This window comes from Leifsonia sp. 10N434, from assembly GCF_056394405.1.
In genome coordinates this window covers 57,640-75,200 of sequence record NZ_JBFTHV010000010.1, presented here as the reverse complement: position 1 = coordinate 75,200, position 17,561 = coordinate 57,640, and the positions used below count along the sequence as shown (strand labels likewise).

Genomic DNA, 17,561 nt, shown 5'->3' with positions numbered 1-17,561 from the left:
ACGCGCGGCGGCCAGCGACGATGAGCAAGGCATCGACTGCCGAGCTCACTCCTACCGGTGAGGGCATGCCCCGCTACAAAGCCGCTGACCGTCAGGGTTTTGGGCAGTTCGGACAACCGGCCGGACGTCCTCGTCGAACAGCATGGGTGCTCCAGCGTGCGTTTCGTAGTTGTCGACGAGTGGGGCACCTCAACTAGGTGCTCCCGCAAACGGCTGACCGCATCTACTCGTTGCCCCGTCTGTGCCTTGGCCTTCAGCCACGCCATCGCTTCTTCGCTGTGGCACGCGACGCTTCTCGCTGATGAGAATGCTGATTGCGGCTCGACGGTTGTGATGGTCACATCATGAGTCGCCGGCCGGCGGGTCGGCGGTTTCGGTCGCCGCTTCGCCGTGTTCGGCTTTGGGGTAGTTGCCCATGCGCTGGTGTGTGCTTCGCACCAACGGCTCCTTGCCCTCGCGTTCGGCACCTACGTAGGTCCCGACAGCGTCCGGCTCGGGTCCAGCCCCCGCTTCTTCTGTGTACTGTCCGTGGACCTTGCGGATTTCCGCCGTCTCCGGTTCTGCTTGCGTGTATCGCCCTTCCAGGTTGTCGCGCTCGTTCATTGCCACCATCTCCTTGATTGCGCTACCGCAATTGTCCCACCTCCTGCCGCGAATCGACCCCGCCAAGACGGTATGGTTCGCCCTGGATTATCGGCGGCGGTGCGACCGGAGGATGGGTGACGATGATCTGGGAGATGAGGCGCTCCCGACGGCGGATCTCTTGATGCGCGTCGGAGCGCGCCGCACCCCGGGCCGGGGGCGGCGTCGTAGGAGGCAAACGCGGTGTGCCCTGCGACGTGTGCGCGGAACCGACCGCCGGGAATCGCCGCGCGCGAGGATGCGGTGGGGATCGGGAGCGAATGCAACCATCATGGAGTGGTGGCGGCACCCTGTCGCCTTGAGGAATACCGCAAGCGGAGCGACGGTACGCCGGAAAGCCTGGCACGGAATGGTTGGGCATGCGCAATGCTGCAACGTCCATTCTGATTGCGCTTTCGCAAGTATTGCATCATGATGACTTTGTTGGCGCAGTGAGCGAACTGGCTCGGTAGGAGGTGTGGGATGACTGACGACACGATTCCGGCCTTGGGGACGGCTTGCGGCCGCCAACGTCGGCGTGCGATCTGGGCGAGATTTGGCTGAGTTCAAGGGCACCTTCGTGCGATCGCAATTGGCAACGGCTTTGTCGCCATCCCGGTTGCAAATCCGCCCCGTTCCGGCGAGGTCGAGGGTCCGATCACCACGAAACGCGTGCGGTCTACCGCGTACTCGACCGCGGGCTGGCGTGTCGGGCGCCAGCGGTTGCCGGTGGCGTAGCTGGCAAGAGGGCATCCCTGTCCGCACAAGCGTTCCGATCGTGGAGATGGCAGTTGTCGGGTTGCTCGATCGAACGGTCCTTCTTGGAAATGAATCTCCTGCCGTCGGCCGCTGAGGCCAAACACTGAGGAGAAGATCGACATGGTCATCATTGGAGACCGCCCCGACACAGGCGTCGTCCCGAACGGTGTGCAGCGCAAGGGCAACATCCTCGTGAACTACATCACGTCGACGGATCACAAGACGATCGGGTACATGTACCTGATCTCGTCCTTCGTCTACTTCCTGGTCGGCGGTGTGATGGCGCTGATCATTCGCGCTCAGCTGTTCGAGCCGGGTCTGAACGTGGTGCAGACGAAAGAGCAGTACAACCAGCTGTTCACGATGCATGGCACGATCATGCTGCTGATGTTCGCGACGCCGCTCTTCGCCGGTTTCACGAATGTGCTCTTGCCGTTGCAGATCGGCGCGCCGGATGTCGCGTTCCCGCGATTGAATGCGCTGGCGTATTGGTTCTACTCGTTCGGGTCGCTGATCGCGGTGGCTGGCTTCCTGACCCCGCAGGGTGCGGCTTCCTTCGGCTGGTTCGCCTACGCCCCACTTTCGAGTACGACGTTTTCGCCCGGTATCGGCGGCAATCTCTGGGTATTGGGCCTGGCGCTCTCCGGCTTCGGCACCATCCTGGGTGCTGTGAATTTCATTACGACAACCATCACCATGCGTGCCCCGGGCATGACGATGTTCCGGATGCCGATTTTCACCTGGAACACCCTGGTGACCTCGATCCTCGTGCTGATGGCCTTCCCGGTGCTGGCCGCCGCGCTGTTCGCCCTTGCTGCGGACCGCGTCTTCGACGCTCATATCTATGACGCCGCGAACGGCGGAGCTCTGCTGTGGCAGCACTTGTTCTGGTTCTTCGGTCATCCGGAGGTCTACATCATCGCGCTGCCGTTCTTCGGCATCGTGACGGAGATCTTCCCGGTGTTCAGCCGGAAGCCGGTCTTCGGGTACAAGACGCTGATTTACGCGACGATCGCGATCGCCGCCCTGTCGGTCACCGTGTGGGCGCACCACATGTACGTCACCGGTTCTGTGCTGCTGCCGTGGTTCTCGTTGATGACGATGCTGATCGCGGTCCCGACCGGCGTGAAGATCTTCAACTGGATCGGGACGATGTGGCGCGGGTCGCTCACATTCGAGTCGCCGATGCTGTGGTCCATCGGCTTCCTGATCACGTTCACCTTCGGTGGCCTGACCGGCGTGATCCTGGCATCTCCGCCGCTCGACTTCCACGTGTCCGACACGTACTTCGTGGTCGCGCACTTCCACTACGTGGTGTTCGGCACCGTCGTCTTCGCGATGTTCGCCGGGTTCTACTTCTGGTGGCCGAAGTGGACCGGCAAGATGCTCAACGACCGGCTGGGAAAGTGGCACTTCTGGCTGCTGTTCATCGGTTTCCACACGACGTTCCTCATCCAGCACTGGCTCGGTGTCGTGGGAATGCCGCGTCGGTACGCGACCTACCTGCCGTCCGACGGTTTCACCTGGATGAACCAGGTCTCGTCGATCGGCGCCGGTATCCTCGCGATCTCGATGATCCCGTTCTTCGTGAACGTGTACCTGACCGCGCGGAACGCGCCAAAAGTCACCGTGAACGACCCGTGGGGTTACGGCCGTTCGCTGGAATGGGCGACCAGCTGCCCGCCGCCGCGGCACAACTTCACGTCGATCCCGCGCATCCGTTCTGAGTCGCCGGCGTTCGACCTGAACCACCCCGAGGCGGGCATCCCGGTCGGTGTCGGTCCGGCGAAGGACGCCCCCGATGCGGCGACAGCCGATCCCGCCGAGGGGAGAATCAAGTGATTCGCTAGACCTCCCACCGGGCGCGAAAACTTCATCCGCGCATGTCTGGCTACTGCTGCAGCGGTGTGCCCGGGCCGATCGCGTCGGTGGCGACGGACGGCGCAGCGCCGCGTGTTTCGGGGGCGAGCGACGGCATCCGAGTGACGCCGAACTCGTGCCGTAGAACACTGCGTGCGGCGTAGTATCCACGGAGGCCGTGCACGCCGGGGCCGGGCGCGGCGGCCGAGGAGGCGAGGTAGAGGCCGCGGCCGGGCATCCGCCATGGCTCGGTCGAAGTCACCGGCCGGGCGATCATCAGACGAAGTGTTGGCGCCCCCCGACGCGGTGTCGCCGCCGATGTAGTTCGGGTCGTAGCGTTCCATGTCTGAGGCGGAGCGTGAGGAAGTCGCCAGGATCAGGTCCCGGAGCCCCGGAGCGAAGCGCTCAATCTGACGGATGATCGCCTCCGATCGATCGATCGTTGAGCCGCACGGCACGTGCGTGTACGCCCACAGCACGTGCTTCCCCGCCGGCGTACGACTGGAATCGAACACCGAGGGTTGGGCGACCAGCACATACGGGTCGTCACTGTACCGCCCCGCTGCAACCAGGCGTTCGGAGCGGGCGACCGCCGTCCGCGTACCGCCGAGATGGACGGTAGCGGTGCCGGTTAGCTCCGAGTTGATACAGGGCACCGGGCCGGCGAGTGCAAGGTCGACCTTCGCGACGCCGTTGCCTGCGCGGAACCGGCTGATACGGCGAAGGTAGCGGGGCGGCAGTCGGTCTGCTCCAAGGCGTGCGGCGGCGTCCGCGCTTGTGTCGACAACGATGGCGCGTGCAGCGGGCAGTTCTCCAAGGCTCGTGATGTCTGCGCCTGTGACGACCTCGCCGCCGTGATCGACTAAGTCGGCGATCAGCTCATTCGTAATGGACTGGTTCCCCCCGACCGGCACCGGCCAGCCACCGGCGTGCGCGTAGGTGGCCAGTGCCAGGCCGGCCGCGGCGGCCGCGAGGCTTGGCAGGGGGAGGTTGGAGTGCGCGCAAACACCGGTGAGCAGAGCTGGCGCCCGCTCCTCGCGGAAGAGTCCATTCCACCACGGGCCGCCCTGGGTAAGCGTGGTTGCCCCGAAACGTGCAGCGATGAGGGGATGCTGTGGAAACTGGAGGATCTCGGAACCGGTGAATTGAGCAACCGCGTCGACGTGGTCGACCAAGGGCTGAAGCAGGCGACGCCACGCTGGTCCGTCCGCGCCGAGCGATTCCACCGTTCGGTCGAGGTCCGGTAGGCGATCGCCGCGCGGCCTCCGTCGAGCGGCTGAGCATACGAGATGGGCGGGACCACGAACCGGATCAGATCGGCCAGCGTGAATTTCCGGAAGAACGGGGAGGCGAAAGCAAGCGGATGTATGGCCGAGCAAATGTCGTGGACAAAGCCCTCCAGTGTGATCGGCTCGGTACGCGCCCCGCCGCCGGGGTCGCATTGCGTTCGTACACGGTTACCGAAAGACCGGCGCGTGCCAGGGTGACGGCCGCGGCCAGGCCGTTCGGTCCAGAGCCGGTGACAATCGCGTCGGGGTTCGAGCTCATTCGACGTTTGTACCCTTCGGATCGGAGCGAACCACTTCGAGCCGGGACCAGCATCGGTCTCAGAAAATCTCATTGCGCTTTCGCAAGTATTGCATCATGATGAGTCATATCGGTGCAGTGTGGCACTGGCTCCGTTGGAGGTATGCGATGACTGACGACACGATTCCGGTCCTGATGAAGGGTTGGGGGCTGAAGCGTCGGAGTGGGCTCTGGGGTGAGTGTCTGGCTGAGCTGCTGGGCACGTTCGTGCTGATCTCGTTCGGCGACGGTGTTGTCGCTATGGCGGTTGCAGCGCTGCCGGGTTCCGGGCGAACCGAAGGTCCGACCACGTTCTTCCTGGGTGCAGGGGACTGGCTCCTGATCACCTGGGGGTGGGCGATGGCGGTTGTGTTCGGCGTGTACGTCGCCGGCGGAGTGAGTGGCGCTCACCTGAATCCGGCGGTGACGTTGGCCTTCGCAATTCGTCGTGGGTTCGCCTGGGTGAAGGTGCTGCCGTACATGCTGTCCCAGCTGATTGGGGCATTCCTGGGCGCCGCTTTGGTGCTCGGGGTGTACGCCGCGGCGATCGGTGCCTTTGATGCGGCGAGCAAGGGACCGAAGGTCAACGGGCATACCCTCGCCTCGTTCTCGATCTTCGCCACGTTCCCTGCCCCGTATTACGACGGGAACATGTGGGGACCGTTGTTCGATCAGATCGTCGGGACGATGTTCCTGCTGATGCTGATCGCCGCGGTCATCGATTTGCGCAATACGGCCGTGCAGGCCAACCTCGGTCCGCTCATCATCGGCTTCGCTGTCGCGGCGATCGGCATGTCCTTCGGGGCGAATGCTGGTTACGCGATCAACCCGGCTCGTGATCTCGGTCCACGGCTTCTGGCGTGGGTAGCTGGATGGGGTGATCTCGCCGTTCCGGGCGACGGGCCGTGGTTCAGCGGCTACATGTGGGTGCCGATCCTCGGGCCGCTGATCGGCGGCATGATCGGCGTCATCCTCTATGACTTGTTCATCGGGGACATCCTGCACGCTCGTCTTCTGCGTGGCGGGCCCGCGATGCATGCGCAGGCCGAGACTCCGGCACGTCCACCTGGGCCGGACACCACGGAGCCGCGTTCCCGCCGATAGCCGATCGGCGGCGGCTTCGTCACAGGTGCGGGGAGGGGTCGTCCACGTCCCCTCCCCGCGCCCTGTTTTGCCGGCCCACTGGGATCGGCGCAAGATTTGCGTAGCCGCAACGAAGAGGGAATACTGAGCGGATGACCAGCCCTCACGCCACGGACGACCGTGCGTCAGCCGACCGCGCTGTCGATGCAGCTCTTTCGGCGGCGAACGTAATGATGCGCGTCGCGGCCAGGTCGGTGCTCGAGGTCGAGGATCGGGTCACCACGCCGCAGTTGCGGGTGCTGATGATGATCGCCGCCGCGGGGCCGCAGAATCTCGGTGCGGTCGCCGAGGAGCTGAACGTTCACCCGTCGAACGCGACCCGGGCCTGTGAAAAACTGGTCCAAGCTGGCTACATAGTGCGCTCGGACGACCCCATGGACCGTCGCTACATCCGACTGCAGCTGACGCAGGCAGGGGTCGAGCTGGTGAACCACGTGCTGGACCAGCGCCGGCGTCAAATGGCCGAGGTGCTTGCCAGCCTCTCAGCGGAGGAGCAGAGTACGGTCGCCACCGCGCTGGAACTGTTCGCCGGTGCAGCAGGTGGGGAACCCATCCATGACGGCCGCTTCACGTTCTCGCTGCAGCCCGGGCACGACAGCTATTTCGCCGAGGACCATTCCTCGACGAGGTAGCGTTCCGCGTCCGCGTGTTTAAAGGCCAGACCGTGGCCGGCCGAAGCGCGAAAAACTTGAAGGTCTCCTCCCGACAGTGTGGGTCCACCGTCGAAGAACGCTGCCTCGATCTGCGCGTGGTCGTGGAAGTACTCCACATGCACGACGTTGGCCAGCGCAGCCCCCAGCGTCGCATGGATGGCCGGGGCGGTGTGCGCACTCAACGGTATGCCGGCGGCGTGGGCCAGGGTGGATGCGCGGAGGAAGCCGGTCACACCGCCGCAGCGGGTCGCGTCGGCTTGCAGGGTGTCGACCGCGCCGGCCGCCAACATGGTTGCGAAGTACTGGGTCGTATAGCCGTATTCGCCAGCGGCGACCTGCATGCCGGCGGGCCCGTGATTGCGGATCAGACGTAGCCCCGCGAGGTCGTCGCTGGAGACGGGCTCCTCGAACCAGGTGACGTCCTCGTCTTCGAAGTGCGCGGCGAAACCGAGGGCCTGTTTGACGTTGTATGCGCCGTTTGCGTCGACGAACAGCTGCACTTTTGGACCGATCGCGTCCCGGGCCGCCCGTACGCGTTCCAGGTCGTCCGCGGGCGCGGATCCGATCTTCATCTTCACCGCGCGCAGCCCGTCGTCGGCCCAGCCTCCGAGCTGATTCTGGAGTTCCGGGATCGAGTAGCTGGTGAACCCGCCGCTCCCGTAGGCCATCACGTTGGTCGCTGAGCCGCCTAGTAGTTGGAGGAGGGAGACCTCCAGCTTCCGGGCGCGTAGGTCGTGGAGTGCGATGTCCACGGCCGAGATTGCACTCGCGCATACTCCGGCCCAGCCGAGGTTGCGGACTGCGCCCGCCATCGTCCAGAAGGTTGACTCGGCGGCGAGCGGATCCGTGCCGATGATGTGGGGTGCCAGGACCCCTCTGATGATGGCGAGGGCGGCCGGAGAGGTGTAGGAGTAGCCGAGCCCGGTGCGGCCGTCCGCCTCGACTTCGACGATGAGCATGCCGGTGCTGTCCCACTGGGCGGTTCCGTCCGACTCGGGCTGCGCTTCACCTGCGGTGGTTGTCGGCACCGAGTACGCGGACACTCTCACTCGGTTGACCTGGCCGTGCTCCGTCATCTATTCCCTCTGGGAACTCGTGTCGCGCTGTCGTCCGAGTTGTCTCCGAGGTGCAGTTTGCCCTTGACGCGCTCCACGCCTTCGGTGATCAGGGCGGTCGCAGAGTCGCGGATTACACCGAGCTCGCTGGGGTCGCCCTTCAGCAGCGCCTTGGCCGTGTTCTTCGCGTATTCGAGGGTGATGTGCGGCGGGAGCGGGGGGACGTTCTTGCTGGTGTGTGCATCGAGGAGGGTGACGCCTTGGTGCGCGAAAGCTGCATCCCAGGCGTCGGCGATCTGATCGTCATCGGTGACCGTGATGCCTTGGAAGCCGAGGAGTTTCGCCCACCCTGCGTAGTCGACCGATTCCACCTCCTGTGCGGTGTTCCATACCGGGTTGCCGTCTTCGGTCCGCATTTCCCACGACACCTGAGTGAGGTCGTTGTTGTGCAGGACCAGGATGATCAGCTGCGGACTTTGCCACCGGTCGAGGTACTTCTTGATGGTGATGAGCTCGTTCATGCCCAGCATCTGGAATGCGCCGTCGCCGATGGTGCAGATCACCGCCCGATCCGAGTAGGCGAATTTGGCCGCGACCGCGTATGGCATCGCGGCGAGCATGGTTGCCAGGCGGCCCGAGAGGTCGCCCATCATCCCTCGTCGCAGGCGGATGTGGTGACCGTACCAGTCGGCGGTCGTTCCGGCGTCGGCCGTGACGATCGCCCGCTCCGGCAGGCGCTTGTTGAGCTCGTAGTACACGCGCCGAGGGTTGACGCCGTCGTCATAGTGCGCCATGGCCTGCGCGTCCATCTCGCCCTCCCACTGAACCATCTCGTCCGCGATGCTCTGCTGCCAGTCGAGGTCCGTCGTTTCGTGCAGCAGCGGGATCAGCGCGGTTAGGGTGCTCTTGACGTCGCCCCAGAGGTTCAGCTCGGTTGGGTAGCGGAGTCCCATCTGCTCGGGCTTGAGGTCGACCTGGATGGCGCGGGCCTGCCCGGTGGCCGGCAGGAATTGGCCGTACGGATAGTTCGTGCCGAGCAGGAGGAGCGTGTCGCATCCCTTCATTTGGTGCAGGCTCGGCACCGATCCGAGCAACCCGACTTGTTGTGAGTGGTATGGCACGTCGGAGGGCACGACCTGCTTGCCCCGCAGAGCGGTGACGATGCCGGCGCCCGCCAGCCTCGCCGCCTCCAGCACCTCGTCGGTCGCCCCGTTGGCGCCGTGTCCGACGAGGAAGGTGACCTTCTGGCCGGCGTTGATGATCTCCGCCGCTTTCAGCAGCTCGCTGTGCGGAGGAACGATCGCCGTCGATGGTGCGACCGCGCTCGACCGGGACACCCACATCTCAGGTTCCGGTTCGACCATCTTCATGCCCTGGATGTCGTGAGGAAGGATGACGACGGCGGGCTGCAGTCGCACGCGTGCTGTCCGGAAGGCGGTGTCGACGACGGCCTGCGCTTGCTCGGGGGAGACGATGGTCTGCACGTAGCAGGCCACGTCCGAGAAGACGCGTTCCAGGTTGCTCTCCTGCTGGTTGAAGGTGCCCAACGCGTTCACGCCCTGTTGGCCGACGATGGCGACCACCGGCTGGTTGTCCATCATCGCGTCGTAGAGCCCGTTGAGCAGATGAAAGGCGCCGGGGCTCGAGGTTGCGGTGCACACCCCGATCTCGCCGGTGAATTTCGCGTGCGCTGTCGCCATCAGGGCGCAGATCTCCTCGTGGGTCGGCCGGATGTACTCCAGGCCCGTTCCCGCGCGCTCGGCTCTGCCGAGCGCGCCATCGAAATCGCCGATGCCGTCGCCGGGAAACCCGAACACGCGGCTGACCCCCCAGTCGCGGATGCGCCGGATGACGAAGTCGCTCACGCTGGTCATTGTGACTCTCTTTCGGTTTTGTCCGGGTGCCGGATGAGACGGTCGGCCGCTCGCGCGGCGATCGCCATGATGGTCAGTGCCGGGTTGGCGCTTCCCTGGGTCGGCAGTACGCTGCCGTCGGTGATTAGTAGGTTGGGGACGGCGAAGCTGCGGCAGTCCGCATCCACCACACCGTCCTCCTGGTTGGGGGCCATGCGGGCGCCGCCGACCAGGTGGGCGTAGCGCTGGATTGTGATGGTTTCGCTGGCGCCGGCTGCGGTGAGGATCCGCTCCATGACGGCTTGCGCGGCCCGTGCGAGGGCCCGGTCGTTGTCGCACTGGCTGTACGAGAAGTGCGCAACGGGCAGGCCGTAGCGGTCCTTTTCGTCGCTCAAGGTGACGCGGTTGTTCGGCTGTGGAAGGAATTCGCAGAGGGCGCCCAGGCATGCCCAGTGCACGTAGTCGGACATGTAGTTGCGGAGCTCCGCACCCCAGCGTCCCTCGGCCATGACGTGCTCCGCCCAGGTGATCGGCAACGGCGATACGGTCTGGATCGAGAACCCTCGTTTGTATGGCTTGCTCGGGTCGGTCTCGTAGAAGTCCTCGGTGCTGACCTCGGGCGGTGGACCTTTCCACATCCGGATCTCGGAGTCGAACCGGCCGGCGGTTTGCGGGGCCCCCTGAACCATCAGGTAGCGGCCGACCTGGTCGAAGTCGTTGCAGAGCCCGTCGGGGAAGCGTTCTGACGTGGAGTTGAGCAGCAGTCGCGGCGTCTCGATGGAGTAGCCGGCGACAGCGACCATCCGCGCCCGCTGGAACCGCTGCCTGCCGTTCTTGACGTAGTGGACGCCGGTTGCGCGTCCGGTCCGCTGGTCGATCTCGATCGAGGTGACCATGCTGTCGGCGCGTACTTCGGCCCCGTGGTGGAGGGCGTCCGGGATGTGGGTGATGAGCGGAGACGCTTTGGCATTGACCTTGCACCCTTGGAGGCAGAAGCCGCGGTAGATGCAGTGCGGCCGGTTCCCGAAACGGCCGTTCGCGATGGCGACCGGGCCGACCTTGGCGGTGATCCCGGAGGCCAGGGCCCCGCGCTGGAACACTTCGCCGTTCCCTGAGACGGGATGCGGCCGGTGCGGGTAGGAGTGGGGGTCGCCCCAGGGCCAATGCTCCCCGGCGACCGGCAGCTCGCCCTCGATGGCGGAGTAATACGGCCGGAGGTCGTCGTACTCGATGGGCCAGTCGGCTCCCACGCCGTCTTGGCTGCGGGTGCGGAAGTCGCTGGGATGGAAGCGGGGGACGTAGCCGGCGTAGTGAACCATTGACCCGCCGACGCCTCGGCCCGAGTTGTTCGAGCCGAGGGGGACCGGGTCTGCGCCACCGATCTGCCGGGGTTCCGTCCAGTACAGTTCGTGCGATCCGGCCTCGTCGCTCACCCAGTCGGTCTCCGGATTCCAGAACGGTCCGGCGTCCAGGGCCACGACCGTCCAGCCCGCGCGCGCCACGCGTTGCAGCAAGGTCGACCCGCCTGCGCCGCACCCGACGATGACCAGGTCAACGATGTCCGCGTCGCCGAAGCGGCGCATGTCGTCGCGGAGCCGGTGCTCGGGGGCTGCGCCGTTCGGGGTCAGCAGCCAGGCCGAGTCGTTGCGTTCGCGGACGTCAGTGCTCATGGGATGTTCCAGCCTCGGAGGAGGTGCCGTGATCGTGCGCGGTCTTCGTCGGATCGTCGGCGGGGTTCGCGTCGGCGACCTCGAACGGTTCGAGCCGGTCGATACCGAGGTTTTTGTAGCCGCGTGGGTAGGCCGGGCCGGCGAACCCGATCTCGTTCCAGGCCCACGGGTGGGAGTAAAACGCGGTGCAGGCGTACCGGGTCCACAGACCCCACACCTGGGAGGCCGTAAGGTCGTGCCAGGGTTGTTCCCCGATGTGCTGGATGCGCGCGAGCATGCTCTCCTGGTCGGTCCAGGAGCAGTCGACGAAGCACGTGCCGTACGCGGCCGAGGCGTCCTCATCCAGGGCGGCCAGCGACTGCCGCCACGCGACGGCGTCCTCCGGCATTGAGTCAAAGTGCCAGCCGTCGGTCTGCTTCTCCGCCAGGCGGGCGTCCACCATAGCGGTCACTGGAACCCGCGGCTCTTTGCGCTGGTCGAGGAGCTGGTCGAACAAAGCGGTGGCGCAGGCTTCTTCGGTGACGTCGAAGAACCGCATCTGAGGAAGCAGGCTCAGCCGCGACAGCACGAGCGACCGGGTGACCTCGTCCCAGTGGTCGCGCTGCGCGAGCGCATCGAAACCAGGGAAACGGTTGCCTCCGCGCGAGGACGGCAGGGGAAGCCCCGTCATTTTTCGCGCCTCAGGACTGCCGCGAGCAGCCCCATCCCGCCGACCAGGGTCACGAGAAGCGGGGCGAGCAATGGCGGGCCCATCTCGAGGTTGTAGCGCAGGTTGTGCCATCCTCCCGGCTTCTGAGCGACCCCGCGTGCGTGCAAGTAGGTACCTTGTAGTCCATTGGCGACGATCGTCGCTGCCGCGACGGGCAGCACCGTCTTCGCCAGGCGGCGGCTGGTCACACCGGCAATGCCGGCCGCGGCACCGATTGGGCCGAGGATCACCGGCACCCACATCCACTTGTTGCCGAAGCTCGCCTTGTCATGCTCGAAGTAGATTTCTGCCGCGGTAACCAGAGCGCCCGCAGCCGTTAGTGCCGATAGTGAGCGTTCGAAGCGTCCAGTCTCGACGTTCTTGACCAGTCGGTCGATACCGTGCAGGGCTCCGGCGGGCGCGGTCCTTCTGCTGCGTGCCGTCATCGATCTCCGTCCTGGGGCCCTAGCTGCCCGTGTTCGGGGGCGACGTGCTCGAGGATGCTTTCCCATGTGCTTGCAATCAGGTCCCGGCCCCCGTGTTCCGCTACGACGATCCGGGAGTTGGGGATTTCATCGGCGAACCAGCGTGCGTCGCGCGGAGTGGCATAGGTGTCCTGCCGCCCGACCAGTACGAGCGTCTCCGCGGCCGTAGTGGACAGGCTCGGCGGCTCGGCGCGGAAACACTGCAGGTCGGCGTCGACGCCGGCGGTTCCCTGCAGTTGAGCGTCAGCCATCATCCGGTCGACACGGCGTTCGTAGGAGGTGGCGTCCCATCGCGGGCCCGCCGATGTCACGCGCTGGGGGTCGAACCAGGCGGCGTCGGCCTTGCGGGTTCGGGCCCGGGCCCCCGTTTCGGCCAATGCGGGCAGGGCCGGGCAGCCGATCAGCGCGAGGCGGTCGACGAACTCGGGGTGCCGCGCCGCGAGGGCCGCGGCGAACAGGCCGCCCTCCCGCCAGCCGACGACGCCGATGGAGCCGAAGTCGGTGCTGGCGGTCGAGCTCGCGGAACTTTCCGCCTGGTCGAGGTAGGCGGCGACTGCGTCAGCCCACCGGTTCGCCGATGGCTCGCTCTCTGTCGGGTAGGGGTCGGATGCTCCATAGCCGGGACGGTCGAACGAGACCAGGTGAAGCCCCCAGGTGGATGTGAGGACGGGGTCTGGGTCGAACCCGGAAGATCCTGCCGTCGGGTGGCAGAGCACCACGAGGCGTTTCGCGGCCGGATCGCCGATGGCCGTCAACCCGACGATCCGTCCGTCTGGGAAGCGTACGTGCAGTCCCGCCACGTCAGTGCTCGGCCTTGGGGTAGTTCCCGTGCCGCTCATGCGTGCTCGCGACCTCTGGCGGCTCGCCGTGGTGCGATGCGCCCGTGTACTCGCCTTCGGCGAGTGGATCGGGTGCGTCGGTGCTCGTCTCGGTGTATTGGCCGTGGACCGTTCGGGGGCCTGTCTCGCCTCGCTGGGTGTACTGGCCTTCCAGTGCGTCCCGGTCGGCGCTGGAACCGCTTCGGTCCGTGTCGTCGTGTTTGCCCATCGTGCCACCTCCTTTAGTTGCCTTTACGCAATCATTGCACTAACGCGACTGCTAGTGAAGGGGGGTGAACCCGAGACCCAGCCGATTGCTAGGAGGTCGCTCAGTCGTGGTTCTGTTGAGCGGCCGCACGAACGAACCGCGCGCGGGGGTCCTGCACTGCACTCGTGGATGCGGTGTCGCGAGGCGCCAGTGCGTTCGCGATCCACCCGAGGACGAGACGCAGCCGCCGTCCGGCGCTGGGTAGTGCCACCGCGTGGTACACCTTGTCGACCGCCCACGCGGCCGCGCCATGCAAGGGCAGTGTCCGCACGACCGCAGCGCCCTGGTGGCCGCTGTAGCTGGCAAGCGTGCCGAGACTGCGGTGCCGGTACTCGATCGCTTCCGCGCCGTGGATCGCCGCGCGGATGTTCGATGCCAGGACTTTGGCCTGGCGGATCGCGTTCTGCGCGTTGGGCGGGCAGAACGCTGGTTGCTTGTCGGCGGTCAGGTCCGGGATTTGCGCGTTGTCACCGAGGGCCCACACTCCCTCGATGGGGGAGCCGTCGTTGCGTACCGCCTGTAGCCGCGCGTTGCACTGCACGTGGCCCTTCGCGCCGCGTGGAACGTCGGCCCGGTCGAGTACTGGATTCGGGGTGACGCCGGCGGCCCAGACGAGGGTGTCGCAGGGGTGCGCGTCGCCGTTGTCGAGGTGCGCGATTCCGTCTTCGCACGAGATGAGCTTCGTGTGCAGGAGCACCGTGATGCCCCGGCGTCGAAGCAGCTGGAGAGTCCACTGCGACAGTTTCGGCGGCAATTCGGCCGCGATACGGCCAGCCTCCTCGACCAGGAGCCACGACATCCGCTCGCGCTCGAGCGCCGGGTAGCGGCCGAGCTCCATCCTCGCCAGTCGATGCAGCTCGGCGATCGCCTCAACCCCCGTGTAGCCGCCACCTACGAAGACGAAGGTAAGTGCTCGCTGCCGCTCGGCCGGATCCTGCGTCGCCGACGCGAAACGCACCCTGTCCACGACATGGTCGCGCAGGTACACCGCTTCTTCCACGCTCGAGAACCCGATCGCGTGCTCGGAAAGTCCGGGGATGGGCATTGTCTTGCTGACTGCTCCAAGGGCGAACACGACATGGTCGAAAGCGACAGTGCGTACCGTGCCATCGAGCAAGCGGATCACCGCTACCTTGGCCGATGTATCCACCGCCTCCACTGCTCCTGCCATGAGCTGCGCGTGAGGGAAACGGCCTGCGAGCGGCACCAGCGTGTCGCGAGGCGCCGTCTCCCCGCCTGCCACCTCGGGCAGCAGCGGTTTGTAGGTCAGGTACTGTTCCGGCTCGACCACGGTGACCCGGAGGCGTTGGGCTGTCGTATCGCTTCGCAGCTGACGGGCAAGAGTGAACCCGGCGAATCCGCCACCGAGGATGAGGATGTGTGGTTCAGGCATGGCTGGATTCCTTGGTACTTTCGATGTGGATGCGGTCCTCTGTGGTGCCGGCGTCCCCGGCCAGGAGATGGAAGGCGCTGCGGACGAGCGCGAAGTGGCTGTACGCCTGCGGCGTGTTGCCCAGCTGGCGGTGCTCGCGCGGGTCCCACTCCTCGCTCAGGAGCCCGACGTCGTTGCGGAGGTTCAGCAGCCGCGCGAAGAGGTTCTCGGCCTCCGCGGTTCGCCCCGCACCGATCAGCGCGTCGACCAGCCAGAAGGAGCAGGCGATGAACACGCCTTCTGTGCCGGGCAGGCCATCGTCGCTGAGTTCGGGACGGTAGCGGAGCACGAGTCCGTCCTCGGTCAGGTGCTGCTGGATGGCGTCGATCGTGCCGACGACCCGGGGGTCGTTCCCGGGCAGGAACCCGACGCGGGGGATGAGCAGCAGCGCCGCGTCCAGCTCCTGGGACCCGTAGGCCTGTACGAAGGTGTTGCGGGAGGCGTCATAGCCGTTCTCGAGGATGTCGCGCCGGATCGCCGCCCGCAGACGCTCCCAGCGTCGGACGGGCCCGGGCAGGTCAAAGCGACGCGCGCCCTGAACCATGCGGTCCGCCGCAACCCAGGCCATGAGTTTCGAGTGGGTAAAATGTTGCTTGGGTCCGCGGATCTCCCAGAGCCCGTTGTCAGGCTCCCGCCACACGGTCTCCAGGTGCTCGATCAGGGCGATCTGCAGGTCCCACGCGTCCTCCTCGCCGGACCCGATGGTCGAGCGGGTAAGCGCCAACCCGTCCAGCACTTCACCCCAGACATCCAGCTGCAGTTGGCCCGCAGCGGCGTTGCCTACGCGCACCGGCGACGAGCCGGCGTAGCCGTCCAGCCAGTCCAGCTGCTCCTCAGGCAGGCGGCGTCGCCCGTCGATGCCGTACATGATCCGCAGGTCGGCGGGGTCGCCGGCGACGGCGCGGAGCAGCCAGTCGCGCCAGGACCGGGCCTCGTCGGTGTAGCCGGCGGTGAGGAGTGATTGAAGCGCCAGCGTGGCGTCGCGCAGCCAGCAGTACCGGTAGTCCCAGTTCCTTGGCCCCCCCATCTGCTCGGGGAGAGATGTCGTGGGTGCCGCCACGATGCCTCCGGTCGGTTGATAGGTGAGTGCTTTCAGGGTGATCAAGGACCGCTGGATGGCGTCCATGTTCGGGCCGTACGCGGTGCTCCGGCTGCTCCACTCGGTCCAGAACTGCTCGGTAACGACCAGCGCTGTGTCCGGGTCGGCTGGTGTCGGCTGCGGCTCATGGCTCGGGGACCAGGTGAGCACGAACCGCACCCGGTCACCGACCTCGACCGTGAACTCCGCCACCGTGCTCAAGTCACGACCGTTCAGCGGCACGTCGGCGGTCACCTGCACTGCCTCGGGCCCAGCGACCGCCAGAATCCCTCGCTCGGTCCGGGTCACCCACGGGACGACGTGGCCGTAGTCGAAGCGGAGGAGGAGATGGGTCACCATCTCCACCGACCCCTCCAACCCCTCGACGATTCGCACCAGATCGGCCGCGTGCTCGCGCACGGGCATGAAGTCCGTCACTCGGACGTGCCCGGTACTCGTCTCCCACTCTGTCTCGAGGATCAGCGTGCCGTCGCGGTAGCCGCGGCGGGTGCATCGTCCCGCGCCGACCGGAGCGAGGAGCCACCGGCCGGCGGAATCCTCGTCCAGCATTGCGGCGAAGCAAGCCGGCGAGTCGAACCGTGGCAGGCACAGCCAGTCGACGGACCCGTCGGCGGAGACCATCGCCGCAGTGTGGAGGTCTCCAATCAGCGCGTACTCCTCGATGCGGGAGGCGCTCACAGCCCCGGGCCGCCCTGCATAATCCCGCCGTCGACGAAGACCGTCGTGGCCGTCATATAGTCGCCGCCGGCGGAGGCCACGAACGCCACCACCCGTGAGATCTCGGCCGGGTCGGCCACCTTCCGGAGCGGGATGGAATCCTCCAGCTTCTCGCGGAGCGAGTCGTCCTGCATCGTCTGCGCGTTGATTGGGGTGGCAACGGCTCCCGGAGCGACGTTGACGACGCGGACGCCATGCGGGCCGAGTTCGACGCCGGCGGTCCGTGTCAGCATGCGCATCCCGCCCTTGGAGACGCAGTAGGCAAGGTTGCCGGGCATCGGCCAGTCCTCGTGTACGGACGAGACGTTGATAACGACGCCACCCGACCCCTGGTCGATGAAGGTTTGGGCCGCACGCTGGGTACCGAAGACGGCGCTCTTCAGGTTCACGGAGATCACCTTGTCGAAGCTGTCCTCGTCGAGGTCAAGCAGCCCTTGACGCGTTTCGATCCCGGCGTTGTTGACGAAGATGTCGAGCTGACCGAACTCATTCTTAGCTGTGCTGATCAGCTTGTCGATACCCGCGGTTGTGCTGACATCCGCGTCGGCGCCGAGAGCTTTGCCTCCTGCCGCGCTGATCTCCTTCACGAGGTCTGCGGTGTCCTCCGGCCGCGCCACGTAGTCGATCACCACGGAAGCCCCCGCCGCAGCGAGCCCCCGGACGATCGCCGCACCGATCCCGCTGTTGCCGCCGGTCACAACCGCGACCTTGCCTGCCAAATCCATGCGCACCACCTTCTGTGAGAGTCGCCGCCCATTGAAACCCGTTACTTGCGCAAATGCAACTGTTTCGCGGTCCGCCGCGGATCGGTCGGTGCATGCTCGATCGCAACGGTTGCACTATCGCAATGGTGACTGTTAGGATCTCAATGGTT

At 66.1% G+C, this 17,561-nt stretch carries 14 protein-coding genes and 1 pseudogene; 3 read left to right on the top strand and 12 right to left on the bottom strand.

Translation table 11 applies throughout. The annotated features are described in order from the left end of the window. Window positions 1-342: 342 nt before the first annotated feature. The gene (locus tag AC1DB1_RS19230; RefSeq protein ID WP_374008525.1) at window positions 343-603 is read right to left on the bottom strand and encodes a hypothetical protein; all 261 of its coding nucleotides are present in this window, start codon (window positions 601-603) and stop codon (window positions 343-345) included. Window positions 604-1,500: 897 nt separating this feature from the next. Here AC1DB1_RS19230 and ctaD point away from each other — a divergent pair. Continuing rightward, the gene (gene ctaD, locus AC1DB1_RS19225) at window positions 1,501-3,222 is read left to right on the top strand and encodes an aa3-type cytochrome oxidase subunit I (RefSeq protein WP_477201972.1); all 1,722 of its coding nucleotides are present in this window, start codon (window positions 1,501-1,503) and stop codon (window positions 3,220-3,222) included. A gap of 49 nt (window positions 3,223-3,271) precedes the next feature. Here the strand turns inward: ctaD and AC1DB1_RS19220 are convergent. After that, a pseudogene (locus tag AC1DB1_RS19220) lies at window positions 3,272-4,788 on the bottom strand (phytoene desaturase family protein). Window positions 4,789-4,935: 147 nt separating this feature from the next. Between AC1DB1_RS19220 and AC1DB1_RS19215 the strand changes: the two are divergent. Together AC1DB1_RS19215 and AC1DB1_RS19210 are read left to right on the top strand one after the other, a co-directional pair. Further along, on the top strand, window positions 4,936-5,910 hold the full coding sequence (locus AC1DB1_RS19215) for an MIP/aquaporin family protein (RefSeq protein ID WP_374008523.1): 975 nt from the start codon (window positions 4,936-4,938) through the stop codon (window positions 5,908-5,910). 131 nt (window positions 5,911-6,041) lie between these two features. Continuing rightward, the gene (locus AC1DB1_RS19210) at window positions 6,042-6,581 is read left to right on the top strand and encodes a MarR family transcriptional regulator (protein ID WP_477201971.1); all 540 of its coding nucleotides are present in this window, start codon (window positions 6,042-6,044) and stop codon (window positions 6,579-6,581) included. On the opposite strand, the gene AC1DB1_RS19205 is transcribed toward AC1DB1_RS19210, so the two are convergent. The 10 genes from AC1DB1_RS19205 to AC1DB1_RS19160 form a co-directional block, all read right to left on the bottom strand. Beyond that, window positions 6,548-7,678, bottom strand: coding sequence for an enolase C-terminal domain-like protein (locus AC1DB1_RS19205; RefSeq protein ID WP_477201970.1), 1,131 nt, complete (start codon window positions 7,676-7,678; stop codon window positions 6,548-6,550). The two genes, AC1DB1_RS19210 and AC1DB1_RS19205, sit on opposite strands and share 34 nt — an antisense overlap. Then, a complete protein-coding gene (locus AC1DB1_RS19200) occupies window positions 7,675-9,531 on the bottom strand; it encodes a thiamine pyrophosphate-requiring protein (protein WP_477201969.1) in 1,857 nt (618 codons plus the stop codon). Before AC1DB1_RS19200 ends, AC1DB1_RS19205 begins: the two co-directional genes overlap by 4 nt. Further along, a complete protein-coding gene (locus AC1DB1_RS19195; RefSeq protein ID WP_477201968.1) occupies window positions 9,528-11,180 on the bottom strand; it encodes a GMC family oxidoreductase in 1,653 nt (550 codons plus the stop codon). Before AC1DB1_RS19195 ends, AC1DB1_RS19200 begins: the two co-directional genes overlap by 4 nt. After that, the gene (locus AC1DB1_RS19190) at window positions 11,170-11,850 is read right to left on the bottom strand and encodes a gluconate 2-dehydrogenase subunit 3 family protein (protein ID WP_477201967.1); all 681 of its coding nucleotides are present in this window, start codon (window positions 11,848-11,850) and stop codon (window positions 11,170-11,172) included. Before AC1DB1_RS19190 ends, AC1DB1_RS19195 begins: the two co-directional genes overlap by 11 nt. Beyond that, a complete protein-coding gene (locus AC1DB1_RS19185) occupies window positions 11,847-12,314 on the bottom strand; it encodes a hypothetical protein (RefSeq protein WP_477201966.1) in 468 nt (155 codons plus the stop codon). The genes AC1DB1_RS19190 and AC1DB1_RS19185 overlap by 4 nt, the downstream gene beginning before the upstream one ends. Continuing rightward, window positions 12,311-13,108: an alpha/beta fold hydrolase gene (locus AC1DB1_RS19180; protein ID WP_477201965.1), complete on the bottom strand. Its 798-nt coding sequence runs from the start codon at window positions 13,106-13,108 to the stop codon at window positions 12,311-12,313. The genes AC1DB1_RS19185 and AC1DB1_RS19180 overlap by 4 nt, the downstream gene beginning before the upstream one ends. 46 nt (window positions 13,109-13,154) lie before the next feature. Beyond that, window positions 13,155-13,400 (bottom strand): hypothetical protein, encoded by a 246-nt coding sequence (locus AC1DB1_RS19175; RefSeq protein WP_477201964.1) that lies wholly within the window; start codon window positions 13,398-13,400, stop codon window positions 13,155-13,157. 100 nt (window positions 13,401-13,500) lie between these two features. After that, on the bottom strand, window positions 13,501-14,832 hold the full coding sequence (locus tag AC1DB1_RS19170; protein ID WP_477201963.1) for an NAD(P)/FAD-dependent oxidoreductase: 1,332 nt from the start codon (window positions 14,830-14,832) through the stop codon (window positions 13,501-13,503). Further along, window positions 14,825-16,648: a glycoside hydrolase family 15 protein gene (locus AC1DB1_RS19165; RefSeq protein ID WP_477201962.1), complete on the bottom strand. Its 1,824-nt coding sequence runs from the start codon at window positions 16,646-16,648 to the stop codon at window positions 14,825-14,827. Before AC1DB1_RS19165 ends, AC1DB1_RS19170 begins: the two co-directional genes overlap by 8 nt. After that, window positions 16,645-17,412 carry a glucose 1-dehydrogenase gene (locus tag AC1DB1_RS19160; protein WP_477201961.1) on the bottom strand — a complete coding sequence of 256 codons (768 nt, stop codon included), beginning with the start codon at window positions 17,410-17,412 and terminating at the stop codon, window positions 16,645-16,647. The genes AC1DB1_RS19165 and AC1DB1_RS19160 overlap by 4 nt, the downstream gene beginning before the upstream one ends. Window positions 17,413-17,561: the final 149 nt, after the last annotated feature.